The organism is Streptomyces sp. NPDC089915 (assembly GCF_040684675.1).
Classification (GTDB): Bacteria; Actinomycetota; Actinomycetes; order Streptomycetales; family Streptomycetaceae; genus Streptomyces.
In genome coordinates, this window is sequence record NZ_JBFBGN010000018.1 from 24659 (window position 1) to 39924 (window position 15266).

Annotated in this window: 15 protein-coding genes; 6 read left to right on the plus strand and 9 right to left on the minus strand. The window is 73.5% G+C overall.

The features are described from left to right. Positions 1-79: 79 nt before the first annotated feature. Positions 80-796 carry a translation initiation factor IF-3 gene (gene infC / locus AB0O29_RS08470; RefSeq protein WP_365148078.1) on the minus strand — a complete coding sequence of 239 codons (717 nt, stop codon included), beginning with the start codon at positions 794-796 and terminating at the stop codon, positions 80-82. Between the two features lie 326 nt (positions 797-1122). Here infC and AB0O29_RS08475 point away from each other — a divergent pair, with 326 nt between their 5' ends. Next, a complete protein-coding gene (locus AB0O29_RS08475) occupies positions 1123-1488 on the plus strand; it encodes a DUF1844 domain-containing protein (RefSeq protein WP_365148081.1) in 366 nt (121 codons plus the stop codon). A gap of 84 nt (positions 1489-1572) precedes the next feature. Here the strand turns inward: AB0O29_RS08475 and AB0O29_RS08480 are convergent, their stop codons facing one another. Genes AB0O29_RS08480 through AB0O29_RS08490 form a run of 3 tightly spaced genes read right to left on the minus strand, consistent with a single transcriptional unit; the run spans position 1573 to position 4379 of the window. Then, the gene (locus tag AB0O29_RS08480) at positions 1573-2313 is read right to left on the minus strand and encodes an SseB family protein (protein WP_365148084.1); all 741 of its coding nucleotides are present in this window, start codon (positions 2311-2313) and stop codon (positions 1573-1575) included. 12 nt (positions 2314-2325) lie between these two features. Then, complete coding sequence (gene mycP, locus AB0O29_RS08485; protein ID WP_365148087.1) at positions 2326-3561, minus strand: type VII secretion-associated serine protease mycosin; 1236 nt, start codon at positions 3559-3561, stop codon at positions 2326-2328. Beyond that, positions 3561-4379 (minus strand): hypothetical protein, encoded by an 819-nt coding sequence (locus AB0O29_RS08490; protein ID WP_365148090.1) that lies wholly within the window; start codon positions 4377-4379, stop codon positions 3561-3563. The genes mycP and AB0O29_RS08490 overlap by 1 nt, the downstream gene beginning before the upstream one ends. A 141-nt stretch (positions 4380-4520) precedes the next feature. Between AB0O29_RS08490 and AB0O29_RS08495 the strand changes: the two genes are divergently transcribed. Next, positions 4521-5714: an amino acid deaminase/aldolase gene (locus AB0O29_RS08495; protein ID WP_365148093.1), complete on the plus strand. Its 1194-nt coding sequence runs from the start codon at positions 4521-4523 to the stop codon at positions 5712-5714. 37 nt (positions 5715-5751) lie between these two features. Here the strand turns inward: AB0O29_RS08495 and AB0O29_RS08500 are convergent, their stop codons facing one another. The 4 genes from AB0O29_RS08500 to AB0O29_RS08515 all read right to left on the minus strand — a co-directional run bounded on the left by AB0O29_RS08500 (position 5752) and on the right by AB0O29_RS08515 (position 10769). After that, complete coding sequence (locus AB0O29_RS08500) at positions 5752-7032, minus strand: haloacid dehalogenase-like hydrolase (protein WP_365148096.1); 1281 nt, start codon at positions 7030-7032, stop codon at positions 5752-5754. Between the two features lie 155 nt (positions 7033-7187). Then, a complete protein-coding gene (locus tag AB0O29_RS08505; protein ID WP_365148099.1) occupies positions 7188-7973 on the minus strand; it encodes a 3-oxoacyl-ACP reductase in 786 nt (261 codons plus the stop codon). A gap of 5 nt (positions 7974-7978) precedes the next feature. After that, positions 7979-9358: an aldehyde dehydrogenase family protein gene (locus AB0O29_RS08510; RefSeq protein WP_365148102.1), complete on the minus strand. Its 1380-nt coding sequence runs from the start codon at positions 9356-9358 to the stop codon at positions 7979-7981. Between the two features lie 46 nt (positions 9359-9404). Beyond that, complete coding sequence (locus AB0O29_RS08515) at positions 9405-10769, minus strand: glutamine synthetase family protein (RefSeq protein ID WP_365148105.1); 1365 nt, start codon at positions 10767-10769, stop codon at positions 9405-9407. 77 nt (positions 10770-10846) lie between these two features. Here AB0O29_RS08515 and AB0O29_RS08520 point away from each other — a divergent pair, with 77 nt between their 5' ends. From AB0O29_RS08520 to AB0O29_RS08535, 4 genes are all read left to right on the plus strand, one after another. Next, a complete protein-coding gene (locus AB0O29_RS08520; protein WP_365148108.1) occupies positions 10847-11593 on the plus strand; it encodes an FCD domain-containing protein in 747 nt (248 codons plus the stop codon). A 111-nt stretch (positions 11594-11704) separates the two neighbouring features. Continuing rightward, positions 11705-13162: an ethanolamine permease gene (eat, locus tag AB0O29_RS08525; RefSeq protein WP_365148111.1), complete on the plus strand. Its 1458-nt coding sequence runs from the start codon at positions 11705-11707 to the stop codon at positions 13160-13162. A gap of 60 nt (positions 13163-13222) precedes the next feature. Continuing rightward, positions 13223-13930: a gamma-glutamyl-gamma-aminobutyrate hydrolase family protein gene (locus AB0O29_RS08530; protein WP_365148114.1), complete on the plus strand. Its 708-nt coding sequence runs from the start codon at positions 13223-13225 to the stop codon at positions 13928-13930. 85 nt (positions 13931-14015) lie between these two features. Further along, positions 14016-14828: a hypothetical protein gene (locus AB0O29_RS08535; protein ID WP_365148117.1), complete on the plus strand. Its 813-nt coding sequence runs from the start codon at positions 14016-14018 to the stop codon at positions 14826-14828. A 46-nt stretch (positions 14829-14874) separates the two neighbouring features. On the opposite strand, the gene AB0O29_RS08540 is transcribed toward AB0O29_RS08535, so the two are convergent. Beyond that, positions 14875-15225 carry a hypothetical protein gene (locus tag AB0O29_RS08540; RefSeq protein WP_365148119.1) on the minus strand — a complete coding sequence of 117 codons (351 nt, stop codon included), beginning with the start codon at positions 15223-15225 and terminating at the stop codon, positions 14875-14877. Positions 15226-15266: the final 41 nt, after the last annotated feature.

Sequence of the window (15266 nt, forward strand, 5' to 3'; positions counted from 1 at the left end):
GCGCCCCCACCGGTCCTCGCGGACCGGCTGGCGGGAGCGTCATGTTGTGTGGGTGATCCGAGACGGGCTCGCCTCGGAATCAGGCCTCGGGGTTCGCCTCGGCCTCGGCCTCGGCGGCCTCGTCAGAGACGACCTCGGCGGTCTCCGCCTCGACCGGGGCGGCCTCCTCGGAGGGGGCCTCCTCGCCGGCGGCGGCGACACCCTGGCGCTCGGCCTTGCGGGCGGCCTGCGCCTCGCGGGCTTCGGCCATCGCCTCGGTCTTCTTCTTGTGCGGACCGAGAACCATGATCATGTTCCGGCCGTCCTGCTTCGGGTTCGACTCGATGAAGCCGAGGTCCTCGACGTCCGAAGCGAGGCGCTGCAGCAGTCGGTAGCCGAGCTCCGGCCGGGACTGCTCGCGACCACGGAACATGATCGTGATCTTGACCTTGTCGCCCTGCTTGAGGAACCGAACGACGTGACCCTTCTTGGTGTCATAGTCGTGCGGGTCGATCTTCGGCCGGAGCTTCATCTCCTTGATGACCGTGTGCGCCTGGTTCTTGCGCGCCTCACGGGCCTTCATGGCCGACTCGTACTTGAACTTGCCGTAGTCCATGAGCTTGCAGACCGGCGGGCGAGCGGAAGCCGCGACCTCGACCAGGTCCAGGTCGTACTCCTGCGCGAGCTCAAGCGCCTTCGCAAGCGGAACAATGCCCACCTGTTCGCCGCTGGGACCGACGAGTCGCACCTCAGGGACGCGAATCCGATCGTTGATGCGGGGCTCGGTGCTGATGGATCCTCCTCGGTAGCACCACACGGCTGTCTGGCAGACAACCGCTGACGTCTATATGTCGTCAGACCTCAACCGCGGCGGAGAACGAAAAATGCCCCGCCGGGCACAGGCAGGGGCTCCAAAACAACCGGAGCACCGCCGCGTGCAAACCGCGGGGCGCAACTCGGCGGCCTTCCATCGTCCGTACGGAACGATGGATACCGCCTGACCGGATGACCCGCCTCCCCTGAGGGTGGTCGGGTGGGAGATCGGAGCCTCCACTTGTGGGCCGGGCACACAGGTGTCCGGCCGGTCGATGTACATACTACCCCACGCGTGGCAAGGCCGCCGCACGACCTATCGTGGAGCGCATGACTGACGCGACGCCCTCCGATTCCACCACTCCCGACTACGACGAGATGACCCGCGACATCGCGGACGTCCCGGCCGTCGAGGTCATCACCACGGTGGCCGTCCACCTGCTGAGCGCCGCGGCGGTCAACCTGGGCCTGGACAAGCCGGACTCCGAGCACAAGGACCTCGACGAGGCCCGCAAGCTGATCACCGCCCTGGCGGGCCTGGTCACCGCCAGCGCCACCGAGATCAGCTCCTTCCACGCGGCCCCGCTGCGCGACGGCCTGAAGTCGCTCCAGCTGGCCTTCCGCGAGGCCTCGCTCGTCCCGGACGAGCCGGGCCAGGGCCCGGGCGAGAAGTTCACGGGTCCCGTCTACGCCTGACCCCGCCGCTCCGGATTCCGTTTCCACGCCGAAGGGCCGCCCGCGAGGTGTCGCGGGCGGCCCTTCGGCATGCGTACGGGGTCCTCAGCGCGTGAAGAGCGGTTCGCCCGGCGGGACCGGGGCGTCGGCCGGGAGCAGGGCCAGGTCCAGGCCCCGGACGAGGCGCCCGCGCAGGGTCTCGTCCGCCGCGAGGGCCTCGGCCACCCGGCGGGCGGCGGGGGCGACGGGCGCCCCCTCGGACAGCACGATGGCGAGGGTGCCGTCGGCGGTGGCCCCGCCGGGGCCCAGGTGGGCGCGGAGCACGGCCGGCTCGGCGGCCACCGCGGCCCGTACCGCCCCGCGCACGGCCGGGTCGGCCAGCGGGTCGGCGTCGGTGCGGCCCTCGGCCAGCGCGAGCAGCGCCGAGCCGGTCAGCTGGTACGGGACGGGGCCGGCCAGGTCGAGGACGATCGTGTCGGCCTTCTCGTGCACCGCGGCGGCCAGGGCCTGGTGCAGCGGGACCGCCACCGGGCGGGCCGCCGGGTCCCACAGGGCCAGCGAGGCGATGGAGGTGAAGGCGGGCAGCGCGCGGCGGTTCCCGGCCGTGAGGGTGGGGACGGCCATGTCGCTGGTCTTCTCGCGCTTGAGGCCGGTCTCCGGGTCGGTCTCGACCTCGCCCAGCATCGCCACGACCGGCACCAGCAGCCGGGCGTCCTTCAGGGCCGCGAGCAGTTCCGGCTCGCTCGCGCGGTCCTCGGCCCAGGCGGCCAGGGCCGCGCTCAGCCGGGGGTCGGCGGTGCCGTCGTCGTCGGAGAAACCGGGGTCTGGGATGTTCTTGGTCGCCACAATGACCCGACCCTATCCCGCCGGGGGGAACGGCTCCCCCGCCGCGTCCCGCCGTCCGGCGCGCGGGCGCCGGGCCAGTACGGCGGCCAGCACCAGTAGCGCCGCTCCCCCGGCGGCGGCGGCCGGGGCGGCCCGGCGGGAGCCCTGCCCGGACGCCCGGACCGGGTCGGGGCCGGGTCCGAAGAACCGCCGCCCGGCCGGGACGGCCACGGGGGCCGGGCCCTCGGGGCGCAGCGCGGCGGCGGCCTGGAGGGCGGCGAGGGGGTCGACCGTGCCGTGGCCCCGGGCGTCGTCGCGGCCGCCGGCCGGGCGGCCGGTGGCGGTGTCCTCCAGCACCCTCTTGACCTGTGCCGGGGACAGGCCCGGGTGGGCGGCCTTGACGAGGGCCACGGCGCCGGAGACGAAGGCGGCGGCGGCGCTGGTGCCCCAGCCCTCGTAGTAGGCGCGGTCCGGGTCGGCGATGACCACGTCGACGCCGGGGGCGCTGACGGTGGCGTACCAGTGGCGGGTGGAGAAGGGGGCCTTGCGGCCCTGCCGGTCGACGGCGGCGACGGCGATGACGCCGGGGTAGGCGGCCGGGTAGGAGGTGTGGTCGCCGCGTTCGCCGCCGTTGCCGGCGGAGGCGACGACGACCACGCCCTTGCCGAGGGCGTACTGGACGGCCTCGTCCTCGGCGGATTCGTGGTGGGCGGAGTCGCTGTCGTCGCCGAGCGACATGTTGATCACGTCGGCGCCGTGGTCGGCGGCCCAGCGGATGCCTTCGGCGAGGGCGCCGGACTTGCTGTCGCGGGCCTTGGCGCGGCCCGGGTCGCCCTCCTCCAGGATCACCCGGACCGGGAGGATCCTGGCGTGGGGCGCGATCCCGAGGACGCCCTGGGAGCGGTCGGGGCCGTGTCCGTGGCCCGCGATGATGCTGGCCATCGCCGTGCCGTGGCGGGCCCAGGCGCGGTCGCCGCGCCCGGCGCCCATGCCGACGAGGTCGGTGCCGTCGAGGACCTGGCCGTCGAGGTCGGGGTGGGTGGAGTCGACGCCGGTGTCGAGGACGGCGACGGTGATCCCGTCGCCCTGGGTGATGCCCCAGGCCTCCTCGGCCCGCAGGGCCTGCAGCCCCCACTGGCGGTCGCGGATGGTGTCGGCGACCGCGGGCGGGGCCCCGGCGGCCACCAGCAGGGCGGCGAGAACCGCGGCGGCACCGACGGCCCGGAGCCCGGGCCCGCGCGCGGGGGTCGGGGGGGTGGTGCGGGGCATCAGGGGGTCTCCTGGCGGGGCTGCCCTGGGGCGGCGGCCCGCGCGGTGGGCTCGGTGCCGGGGGGTGCGGCGAGGGCGCCGAGGGCGCGTTCGACGCGGACCGCGAGGGCCTTGGCCTCGTGGCCGAGGCCCGCTTCGGCGACGGTGCCGGTGGCTCCCGGGCGGGCCGCCTCCTCGGCGGGGACCGGGGCGTCCATGGCGCGGCCGTCGGCGAAGGCGGAGACGGCGTAGACGACGGCGGGGGCCTCGGCGACGACGCCGGCGGTCCAGGCGGCCCGGCGGGAGTCGGCGTACTCGTAGGCGGGCGGGGCGGGGAGGCGGCCGCGCAGGCCGTCCATCACCTTGGCGTCGGCGGGGGTGAAGACCAGGCCGACGGTGATCAGGGAGCTGCGGGTGGAGTCGGTGTAGGTGGCGCGGAGCACGCGGGTGCAGCGGGCGGCGGCCAGCGCGGCGCGCCAGTCGGCGGGCAGGACGGCGCAGTCGGCGTCGGGGGCGAGGGCGATCCGGGTCCAGGTCCGGCTGGAGGCACCGGGCCCGGCCTCGCGGTCCTCCAGTACGGGGGGCAGGAGTCCGTCCACGGGGGCCGTGTGCCAGAGCGACGCGGCCTTGCGGTAGGCGGCGTCGGGGGGCAGTGGGTGGTGGTCGGCGCGGTAGCGGCTCCAGGTGGTGGCGGCGCGTCCGGCGAGGAGGGCGGAGCCGAGGAGGGCGCAGAGGACGGCGGCGGTGACGCGGGCCGGGTGGCGGCGGGGCCGCGTGGCCGGGGGCGGCGGCGGTCCGGGGTCGTCGAGGACCTCGGTCCGCGGTGTCGTCGTGGTCATGCGGCGGCTCCGCCCCCCGTTCCGTACGGCTGCCTGCCCGTACTCTACGGGGCCGCCGCCCCGGCCCGGGCGGGGACGGGTGGGGGGCCGGGCCGGCCCGACCCCTACCCGTCGGTACGGCCGTCTGGCAAGCTGCCGCCCATGACTTCGGACCGGGCCCGGTACGACCGGGCGACCGCGCGTCTCGACGCGCCCCTGGCCATCGTGGACCTGGACGCCTTCGACGCGAACGCCGACGATCTGGTGCGGAGGGCGGGCGGGAAGCCGGTCCGGGTCGCCAGCAAGTCCGTGCGCTGCCGGGCGCTCCTCGAACGGGTGCTGGCCCGGCCGGGGTTCGCGGGGATCATGTCGTACACCCTCGCCGAGTCGCTGTGGCTGGCGCGGTCCGGGTTCGAGGACGTGCTGCTCGCCTATCCGTCGGCGGACCGGGCCGGGTTCGGGGAGCTGGCGGGTGACGCGAAGCTCGCCGGGGCGGTGACCGTGATGGTCGACGACGCGGCGCAGCTGGACCTGATCGACCGTTCGCGTTCGGGCGGGGCGGAGGAGATCCGGGTCTGCCTGGAACTGGACACCTCCCTGCGGCTGTTGGGCGGGCGGGTGCGGGTGGGGGCGCGGCGTTCGCCGCTGCGGGAGCCCGGGCAGCTGGCGGAGCTGGCGCGGGCGGTGGCGGCCCGGCCGGGGTTCCGGGTGGTGGGGCTGATGGCGTACGAGGGGCACGTGGCCGGGGTCGGGGACGCGGTGGCCGGGCGGCCGGTGCGGTCGCGGATGATCCGGCTGATGCAGGGCGCGGCCCGCCGGGAGCTGGCGGGGCGGCGGGGCGAGGTGGTGCGGGCCGTGCGGTCGGTGGTGCCGGACCTGGAGTTCGTCAACGGCGGTGGTACGGGGAGCGTGGCGGAGACGGCGGCCGAGGAGGCGGTGACGGAGGTCGCCGCGGGTTCGGGGCTGTACGTGCCGCGGCTGTTCGACAACTACACGTCGTTCCGGGGTCGTCCGGCGGCGCTGTTCGCGCAGCCGGTGGTGCGCCGGCCGGGGGTGGGGGTGGTGACCGTGCTGGGCGGCGGCTATCCGGCGTCGGGGGCGGCGGGGGCCGACCGGCTCCCGGTGCCGTACCTGCCCGCGGGGCTGCGCTACGACCCGCAGGAGGGGGCGGGCGAGGTGCAGACCCCGCTGCTGGGCGGCCCGGCCGACGACCTGCTGATCGGCGACCGGGTCTGGTTCCGGCACGCGAAGGCCGGGGAGCTGTGCGAGCGGTTCGACACCCTCCACCTGGTGGAGGGCGACCGGGTGACCGCGTCCGTCCCGACCTACCGGGGCGAGGGGCTCACGTTCCTGTAGGAGGCGGTCCTGTAGGGCGGGGTCCTCTGGGGGACGGTCAGAAGACGGTGTCCGTCTGGTCCGGGACGATGCTGGTGTCGGCCCGGCGGACGGGGGCCGGCGTGCCGTCGTGGTCGGTGTAGCCGGTGGTGGAGCAGGGGTAGGGGCCGGTCTTCTGCTTCTTCGGCTCGATGAACATCGGGTTCACGATCCACTTGCCGTCGCTGTTGTCGTAGGCGCGGCACATGAGTTCGTTCTTGTTGCGGTTGACGACCAGGCGCAGGGCGGTGGCGTCGCGCAGGAAGGTGACGTCGGTGTCGGAGTCGCCGGCCGCGAAGACCTGGCGGCGGGCGGCGGGCTGGACCTTCTCGGCGGCCGCGCCGCGGACGCCGAAGACCTCCTTGTTGATCCAGCAGCGCTTGCCGTCGACGTAGGTGATCATCGAGTCGGCTCCGTCGGGGACGGTTCCGCAGCCCTGGAGGTGGGTGGTCAGCTTGCCGTCGCGGGTGGTGTTGCGGATGCCGATGACGTGGTCGGGGGCGACGCCGACGCCCTGGGCCCAGACCTCGACGACGGGCTGCGGGGAGGCGGAGCTGATCCAGACGTCGAAGCCGGCGCGCCGGAGGTTCTTGATGAGGTCGCGCTGCTGGTCGTAGTAGCGGACCCAGCCGGTGGCGGTGGTGGTTCCGACCTGCTGCTTGGTGCCGATGGGCGCGGCGAGGTTCTCGGTGCGGGCGGCGGCGGCGAAGCCGCGGACCTGGCTCGGGGTCCAGCCCTGCATGAGCTGCGGCAGCCAGGCGTAGGCGGGCTCGGTGGTGCGGTGGTCCCAGCCGGCGAAGGCGGCGGCGCCGGTGCGGGTGGCGGAGCCGCCGTAGACGGAGTTGATCTCGTCGGCGCAGGCGGCGCCCTGGGGGGTGCCGGTGGGCAGGGGGGCGCCGGGGCGGGCGAGGGGGGCGCAGGCGGTGGTGAGGGCCTGGGCGGCGGCGGGGGTGAGGTAGCGGCTGGTGCCCTTCCAGTCGGCGGGCTGGCGGATCTTCCCGTTGCGCAGGAGCCAGAACATGGTGGCGTCGCCGACGTCGTTCTTGACGACGGTGTTGTCCCAGTCGAAGACGGCGACGGGCTTGTTGCGGCTGGGGCGGTAGGGGTTGCAGCTGCCGTACTGGTCGATGAGCTGCTGGAGCCGGGCCTGGTTGTCCCCGTACCAGCCGGAGGCGAGCCCGGGGGTGGTGCAGGCGTGGTGTGCGGCCTGGGCGGGGGCGGCGGCGGTGAGGGCGCCGGCGGCTATCGCGAGGGCGGCGCCTGCCGCCTGGAGCCGGCGGCGGGTGGTGGGTCGGGTCACGGGGGTGGGCACTCCTGGTTCTCTTACAAGATCGTCGGGGACGGTAGAGCACGACAGCCGGGCGTCGTGCGACGCCCGGCTGTCGTGGGGATGGTGTCGGGATGAACGTTGGGTGACGACGGATCCGGCCCTCGGGGGTCCGTCGCCGGGGCCCGCTACAGCGGGGTGACGTACGCGCCCGAGATGCCGCCGTCGACGAGGAAGTCGGTGGCGTTGATGAAGGAGGAGTCGTCGCTGGCGAGGAAGGCGACGGCGGCCGCGATCTCGGTGGGTTCGGCGAAGCGGCCGAGCGGGATGTGCACGAGGCGGCGGGCGGCCCGCTCGGGGTCCTTGGCGAACAGCTCCTGGAGCAGCGGGGTGTTGACGGGTCCCGGGCACAGGGCGTTGACGCGGATGCCCTCGCGGGCGAACTGGACGCCGAGTTCGCGGGACATGGCGAGGACGCCGCCCTTGGAGGCGGTGTAGGAGATCTGGGAGGTGGCGGCGCCCATGATGGCCACGAAGGAGGCGGTGTTGATGATGGAGCCGCGGCCCTGGCGCTGCATGTAGGGGAGGGCGGCCTTGCAGCAGAGGTAGACGGAGGTGAGGTTGACGTCCTGGACGCGGCGCCAGGCGTCGAGCTCGGTGGTGAGGATGGAGTCGTCGTCCGGGGGCGAGATGCCCGCGTTGTTGAAGGCGATGTCGACGGAGCCGTAGGTGTCGAAGGCCGTCTTGAACAGGGCGTCGACCTGCTCCTTGTCGGTGACGTCGACCTGGACGAACAGGCCGCCGACCTCTTCGGCGGCGGCCTTGCCGGCGGCGGGGTCGACGTCGGCGCAGACGACGTTGGCGCCCTCGGAGGCCAGGCGGCGGGCGGTGGCGAGGCCGATGCCGCTGCCGGCTCCGGTGATGACGGCGGTGCGGCCGACGAGGCGGCGGCAGATGATCTCTTCGTTCGACATGCTGGTCAGGCCTCCGTGCTGATGAAGACGTTCTTGGTCTCGGTGAATGCGGTGAGGGCGTCGGGTCCGAGCTCGCGGCCGAGTCCGGACTGCTTGTATCCGCCGAAGGGGGTCCAGTAGCGGACGCTGCTGTGGGAGTTGACGGAGAGGTTGCCGGCCCGGACGGCGCGGGACACGCGCAGGGCGCGGCCGACGTCGCGGGTCCACAGGGAGCCGGAGAGTCCGTACTCGGTGGCGTTGGCGAGGCGTACGGCGTCCTCCTCGTCCTCGAAGGGCAGGACGACGGCGACCGGCCCGAAGACCTCCTCGGCGGCCACGGGCGCGGTGGGGTCGACGTCCGTGACCAGGGTCGGCGGGTACCAGAAGCCGGGGCCCTCGGGGGCCTTGCCGCGGACGGCCGTGAGGTCGTCGGTGACGTACGAGCGGACGCGTTCCAGCTGGGCGGCGGAGATGAGCGGGCCCATCTGGGTCTTCTCGTCGAGCGGGTCGCCGACGACGACGGACTCGACGGCGGGGACGACGAGGTCGAGGAAGCGGTCGTAGACGGAGCGCTGGACGAGGATCCGGGTGCGGGCGCAGCAGTCCTGGCCGGTGTTGTCGAGGTAGGCCATGGGGGCGGCGGCCGCCGCCGTCTCCAGGTCGGCGTCGGCGAAGACGATGTTGGGGCTCTTGCCGCCGAGTTCGAGGGTGACCCGCTTCACCCGGTCGGCGCACTTGGACATGATCTGCTTGCCGACCCGGGTGGAGCCGGTGAAGACGATCTTCGCGATGCCGGGGTGTTCGACGAGGGCGTCGCCGGTGACCGCTCCGTGGCCGGGGAGCACCTGGAAGAGGTGTTCGGGGATCCCGGCTTCGAGGGCGAGTTCGGCGAGGCGCAGGGCCGTGAGGGGGGTGGTCTCGGCGGGCTTGAGGATGACGGCGTTGCCGGCGGCGAGGGCGGGTGCCAGGCCCCAGGCGGCGATCGGCATGGGGAAGTTCCAGGGGGCGATCACGCCGATGACGCCGAGGGGTTCGAGGAAGGTGACGTCGATGCCGCCCGCGACGGGGATCTGGCGGCCGGAGAGGCGTTCGACTCCCCCGGCGGCGAAGTCCAGCAGGTCGCGGACGTTGCCGGCCTCCCAGCGGGCGTTGCCCAGGGTGTGGCCGGCCTCGCGGACCTCCAGGCGGGCCAGTTCCTCGATGTGTCCGTCGACGACCGCGGCGAAGCGGCGCAGGATCCGGGCCCGGTCGGCGGGGGCGGCGGCGGCCCAGCCGCGCTGGGCGGCCGTGGCGCGTGCGACGGCGGCGTCGACCTCGTCCCGTGTGGCGGCCGGGACGGTGGCGACGAGTTCCTCGGTGGCCGGGTTGAGCACCCTCAGGTGGGAGGGGTCCAGCGCTTCGGACACGTGGTGCCTTTCTGGGGTGGGTGCGGTGGGTGCGGCGCGGCGCGGGTTACAGGCGTTCGAAGGAGCGGCGGCGCTCCCAGTCGGTGACCGCGGAGTCGTAGGCGTCGAGTTCGACGCGGGCCATGTTGCGGTAGTGGGCGACGACCTCGGGGCCGAAGGCGGCCTTGGCGATCTCGCTGTTCTCCCAGAGTTCCGCGGCCTCGCGCAGGGTGGCGGGGACGTGGGCGAAGTCGGCGGTGTAGGCGTTGCCGGCGCAGGCCTCGGGGAGTTCGAGGCGGTTCTCGACGCCGTAGAGACCGGCCGCGACCAGGCCGGCGACGGCCAGGTAGGGGTTGACGTCGCCGCCGGGGAGGCGGTTCTCGAAGCGCATGGAGCGGCCGTGGCCGACCACTCGGAGGGCGCAGGTCCGGTTGTCCACGCCCCAGGCGACGGCGGTGGGGGCGAAGGATCCCGGCCGGAAACGCTTGTACGAGTTGATGTTGGGGGCGTAGAGAAGGGAGAAGTCGCGCAGCGCCGCCAGCTGGCCGGCCAGGAAGTGCCGCATCAGCGGTGACATGCCCCCTGGTCCGTCGCCGGCCATGGCGTTGCGTCCGTCGGCGTCGGTGAGCGAGAGGTGGATGTGACAGGAGTTGCCCTCGCGCTCGTCGAACTTGGCCATGAAGGTGAGCGAGACGCCTTCCTGGGAGGCGATCTCCTTGGCCCCGGTCTTGTAGACGGAGTGCTGGTCGCAGGTGGTGAGCGCCTCGTCGTAGCGGAAGGCGATCTCGTGCTGGCCGAGGTTGCACTCGCCCTTGGCGGACTCGACGGTCAGGCCGGCGGTCTGCATCTCGTTGCGGATGCGGCGCAGCAGGGGTTCGATGCGGCCGGTGCCGAGGACGGAGTAGTCGATGTTGTACTGGTTGGCCGGGGTCAGGGCGCGGTAGTCGGCGTTCCAGGCCTGTTCGTAGGTGTCCTGGAAGACCATGAACTCCAGCTCGGTGCCGACCATGGCGGTGTAGCCCTGTTCGGCGAGGCGGTCGAGCTGCCGGCGCAGGATCTGGCGGGGAGCGGCGACGACGGGGGTGCCGTCGTGCCAGGCGAGGTCCGCGAGGACGAAGGCGCTGCCGGGGTTCCAGGGGATGCGGCGGAGGGTGGCGAGGTCGGGGTGCATGGCGAAGTCGCCGTAGCCCCGGTCCCAGGAGGACATCTCGTATCCGTCGACGGTGTTCATGTCGGTGTCGACGGCGAGGAGGTAGTTGCAGCCCTCGGTGCCGTGGGCGAGGACCTCGTCGAGGAAGAACTGTGCGGCGAACCGCTTGCCCTGGAGGCGTCCCTGCATGTCGGGGAAGGCCAGGACGACTGTGTCGATCTCACCGCTGGCTACGAGGGCGCGGAGCTCCTCGGGGGCGAGCGGCGGCTTGCGGTCTACCACGGGGATCTCTCCTTCGGTGAGCCGAGGAGGCCTAAGGTATTGAACAGAACCATTGCTTGGGAAGGGGAGGAGCGGAGATGACCGACACGGCGGGCGACGGGGGCTCGATCGCGCGGCTGAATCCCGTGCTGCGGCAGGTGCGGGCGGGCAACGGTTTCGAGGAGGCGCTCGAACAGATCCTCCAGGTGGTCCGCCTCGGCCTGGTGCCGGGCGGGGAACGGCTGCCGCCCGAGCGGGAGTTGGCCGAGCGGATGGGGATCAGCCGGGTCACCCTGCGCGAGGTGCTGAAGGTGCTCCAGGACCAGGGTCTGGTCGAGGCCCGGCGCGGCCGGTACGGGGGCACGTTCGTGCTGGCCCGTCCCGACACCCCGGCCGGCGCCGCCGAGGAGGAGCTGCGCCGGCGCGTGGCGGGGGTGGACATCGAGGACGTGCTGCGCTTCCGGGAGGTCCTGGAGGTGGGCGCGGCCGGGCTGTGCGCCGCGCAGGGGCTCGGCGAGGAGGACGCCGAGCGGCTGCTGGGCGCGCTCGCCGCCACCCACGACGCCCCGCTCGCCGAGTACCGCCGCCAGGACACCCTCTTCCACCTGACCCTGTGCGAACTGGCCGGCTCGGCCAGCCTGACGGCCCAGTACGCGGCCGTCCGGGCCCGGGTCAACGACCTGCTGGACTGCATCCCGCTGCTGGTGCGCAACCTGGAGCACTCCCAGCAGCAGCACAGCGCCCTGGTGGAGGCGGTGCTGGAGCGGGACGCGGAGGCGGCGCGGGCGGTGATGCGCGAGCACTGCTGCGGTACGGCGGCCCTGCTGCGCGGGTTCCTCGCCTGAGTGTGACGGGTGAGGTTCTCGTTACCTCCGTTTTACGCAGGGGTCTTGCGCGCTCCACGTCCTTGACGCAAAGGTACGCAGCGAAACCTTTCCCCCTGGGCAGGAGCGCACATGGCCGAAGACCTTTCCACCGCGCCCGCATCACCCGCCGTCGGGGACGCCGACGCGGAGTACCTCCAGCGCCGGACCCTGCGCCGCGGCAGCGCCGGCTGGCTGCTGCTGACCGGGCTCGGCGTCGCCTACGTCGTCTCCGGGGACTACTCCGGCTGGAACGTGGGCCTGTCCAAGGGCGGCTTCGGCGGGCTGGCCGTCGCCACGGTGCTCATGGGCGCCATGTACGCCTGCCTGGTCTTCTCCCTCGCCGAACTGTCCACCATCCTGCCCACGGCGGGCGGCGGCTACGGCTTCGCCCGCCGCGCGCTGGGCCCCTGGGGCGGCTTCCTCACCGGTACCGCCATCCTGATCGAGTACGTCCTCGCCCCGGCGGCCATCGTCATCTTCATCGGCGACTACGTCGAATCCCTGGGCCTGTTCGGCCTGACCTCCGGCTGGCCCGTCTACCTCGGCTGCTTCGTGATCTTCATCGGGGTCCACCTGTGGGGCGTGGGCGAGGCCCTGCGCTTCAGCCTCGTCGTCACGGCCATCGCCGTCGCCGCCCTGCTGGTCTTCGCCTTCGGCGCCCTCACGGACTTCGACGCGGGCTCCCTGGACAACATCCCGGTGGACGCGGGTGCGTTCGGATCGAGCTCCTGGCTGCCCTTCGGCGTCCTCGGCATCTGGGCCGCCTTCCCCTTCGGCATGTGGTTCTTCCTCGGCGTCGAGGGAGTGCCGCTCGCGGCGGAGGAGGCCAAGGACCCGGTCCGCTCCATGCCGAAGGCCCTCGCCATCTCCATGGGCATCCTCACCCTCCTGGCCCTGATCACCTTCCTCGCCGCCACCGGGGCCCAGGGCGCCGACGCCGTGAAGTCCGCCGGCAACCCCCTGGTGGTGGCGCTGGAGGGGGACGGCGGCCCGACGGCGCTGAGCCGCTTCGTCAACTACGCGGGCCTCGCGGGCCTGGTCGCCTCCTTCTTCTCCCTCATCTACGCCGGCTCCCGCCAGCTCTTCGCCCTCTCCCGCGCCGGATACCTGCCCCGCTTCCTGTCGCTGACCTCGAAGCGCAAGGCCCCGTACCTCGGACTGGTGATCCCCGGCGCCATCGGTTTCGCCCTCGCGGCGGCCACCGGCAACGGGGCGCGGATGCTGAACGTCGCGGTGTTCGGGGCGACCATCTCCTACGCCCTGATGGCCCTCTCCCACATCGTGCTGCGCCGCCGCGAGCCGGACCTGGAGCGGCCGTACCGCACCCCCGGAGGGGTCCTGACCTCGTCCGTCGCCTTCGTCCTCGCCCTCTCGGCGCTGGTCGCCACCTTCCTGGTCGACATCGACGCGGCCCTCATCGCCCTCGCGGTGTACGCCGTCGCCCTCGCCTACTTCGCCTTCTACAGCCGCCACCGGCTCGTGGCCTCGGCACCCGAGGAAGAGTTCGCCGCGCTGGCGGAAGCCGAGGCGGAGTTGACCCGCGACTGAAATCCTGACCCCGCACCCCCCGCTCCGCCGTCCGTCCTGCACCACCCTGGAGGTAACACCGTGCCCAGGCCGCTCATCGGCATCACGACCTACGTGGAGGAATCCACCCGCTACGGGGCGTGGGACCTGCCCACCTCCCTCGTCCCGACCGGCTACTACGAGCTGGTCCAGGCGGCGGGCGGCGCGGCCGTGCTGCTGCCCCCGGACGAATCGGAACGGGCGGCGGAGGTGCTGGGACGGCTGGACGGGCTCATCGTCTCCGGCGGCCCCGACGTGGACCCCGTCCGGTACGGGGCGGCGCGCGACCCCCGTACGGGCGCACCCGCCACGGTCCGCGACGAGTGGGAACTGGCCCTGATCGGCGCCGCCCTGGACGGCGGGATCCCGCTGCTGGGCATCTGCCGGGGCATGCAGGCCCTGAACGTGGCCCTCGGCGGCACCCTCATCCAGCACATCGACGGCCACGTCCACACCCCGGGCGTCACCTCCTGGCACCCCGTCACCCCCGTGGCGGGCACCCGGTACGCGGAGCTGGTGCCGGAGGTCGCGGACGTCCCGACGTACCACCACCAGGCCGTGGACCGCGTCGGCCGGGGGCTGGTCGTCTCGGCGTACGCCGAGGACGGCACCGTCGAGGCCGTCGAGGACCCCGACCGGTCGAAGTGGGTCGTGGGCGTGCAGTGGCACCCCGAACGGGACAAGGACACCCGGGTGATGGCCTCCTTCATCGAGGCGGCCGCCGCCCTGCGGGCGGTACCGGTCTCCTGACACGGCGCGGGCCACGCGGGGCGCCCCCGCGCGTGGCCCGCGGGCACGAATGGCCCTCCCGGCGGACGGCGCGCACCCTGGAAGGGTGCGGACGGAAGACTACGGAGCGGCCACCGGCCGGCTCTCCGGGTTCCTGGAGAACCCGGTCGTCGGGATGGCGCCGTGGATCGTCTTCTCCCTGCTGGTCGGCCCGGGACGGTTCGAGATCGCGGTCGGCGTCGCCCTGGCGATCATCGTCGTCCTGGTCGTGGCGGGCCGGATGGTGCACCGGGGCAGCTCGTGGAAGCTGCTGGAGGTGGCCGACGTGGTGTTCTTCGCCGCTCTGGCCGTCATCGGCGCCCTGGCGGGCGAGGGCACCCTGCGCTGGCTGGAGACGTACGCGGGCGAGGTCTCCAACCTGGCCCTGACGGCGATCGCCTTCGGCTCGATGGCCGTCCGGATGCCCTTCACCCTCCAGTACGCCCGCGAGCAGACCGACCCCTCGCTGTGGCACGCGCCCGCCTTCCTGCGCACCAACTACGTGATCACCGGGGTGTGGGGGCTGGCCTTCCTGGTGGCGGCCCTGGCGGGCGGCTTCGGGGACCTGGTCCTGCGCAACCCCGACAACATCTGGACCGGCTGGATCATCCAGATCCTGGCGATCGTCGCCGCCCTGCGCTTCACCGCCTGGTACCCGGGGGTCGTCCGGGCCCGCGCCCGGGGCGAGCCCGGACCGGGGCGGGCCTCGCTGCTGCTGCCGCTGGCGGGGCTGCTGGTGCCGATCGGGATCGCGGTGCTGGTGTTCGACGGGAACGTGTGGTGGCTGGGGGTGGCCCTGATCGTGGCGGGCGGACTGCTGACGAAGGCCCTCGGGCGGTCCGAGGGCCAAGCCGCGGCCGGCGGACCGGAAGGATCCTGAACGGCCGCCGCCGGACCCGGGCCGGGTCCGGCGGGAGCCCTGCGGGTCAGCTGCTGAAGACCACCGACCGGAACTTCAGCCGTTCCGAGCCGCGGCCCGTCAGCGGGCGCAGCGAGAAGTAGTCGCCCTCGCAGTCCGGTTCGGTGAACACCGTCGCGGTCGCGGTGGTCCGGTTGCGCGGCGAGTGCGCGGGCTCGCTGGCGCTGGGGTCGGCCGCCTCGGGGATGTTGTGGCACTCCGCGCCCGCAGGGTCGATCAGGTCCGCATGCTGCGTGCCGCCGTTCGGGCCGTGGTAGGCGTACTCGAACACCCCGGTCGCCGCCGAGGCGGACGTCGGAACGGTCAGCAGGAGCGTGAAGGCGCCGAAAGCGGCGAGGGCGGCATGGCGAAGACGCATCGGGGGATCCCATCGGAGAGCGGAAAGCTGCGGGAGTCACC

Bases quoted from the DNA above. Each gene is read 5' to 3' on its own strand.
- AB0O29_RS08475 (WP_365148081.1), top strand. From the start codon at position 1,123: ATGACTGACGCGACGCCCTCCGATTCCACCACTCCCGACTACGACGAG.
- mycP (WP_365148087.1), bottom strand. From the start codon at position 3,561: ATGCCCCGCACCACCCCCCCGACCCCCGCGCGCGGGCCCGGGCTCCGG.
- AB0O29_RS08490 (WP_365148090.1), bottom strand. From the start codon at position 4,379: ATGACCACGACGACACCGCGGACCGAGGTCCTCGACGACCCCGGACCG.
- AB0O29_RS08495 (WP_365148093.1), top strand. From the start codon at position 4,521: ATGACTTCGGACCGGGCCCGGTACGACCGGGCGACCGCGCGTCTCGAC.
- AB0O29_RS08505 (WP_365148099.1), bottom strand. From the start codon at position 7,973: ATGTCGAACGAAGAGATCATCTGCCGCCGCCTCGTCGGCCGCACCGCC.
- AB0O29_RS08520 (WP_365148108.1), top strand. From the start codon at position 10,847: ATGACCGACACGGCGGGCGACGGGGGCTCGATCGCGCGGCTGAATCCC.
- eat (WP_365148111.1), top strand. From the start codon at position 11,705: ATGGCCGAAGACCTTTCCACCGCGCCCGCATCACCCGCCGTCGGGGAC.
- AB0O29_RS08540 (WP_365148119.1), bottom strand. From the start codon at position 15,225: ATGCGTCTTCGCCATGCCGCCCTCGCCGCTTTCGGCGCCTTCACGCTC.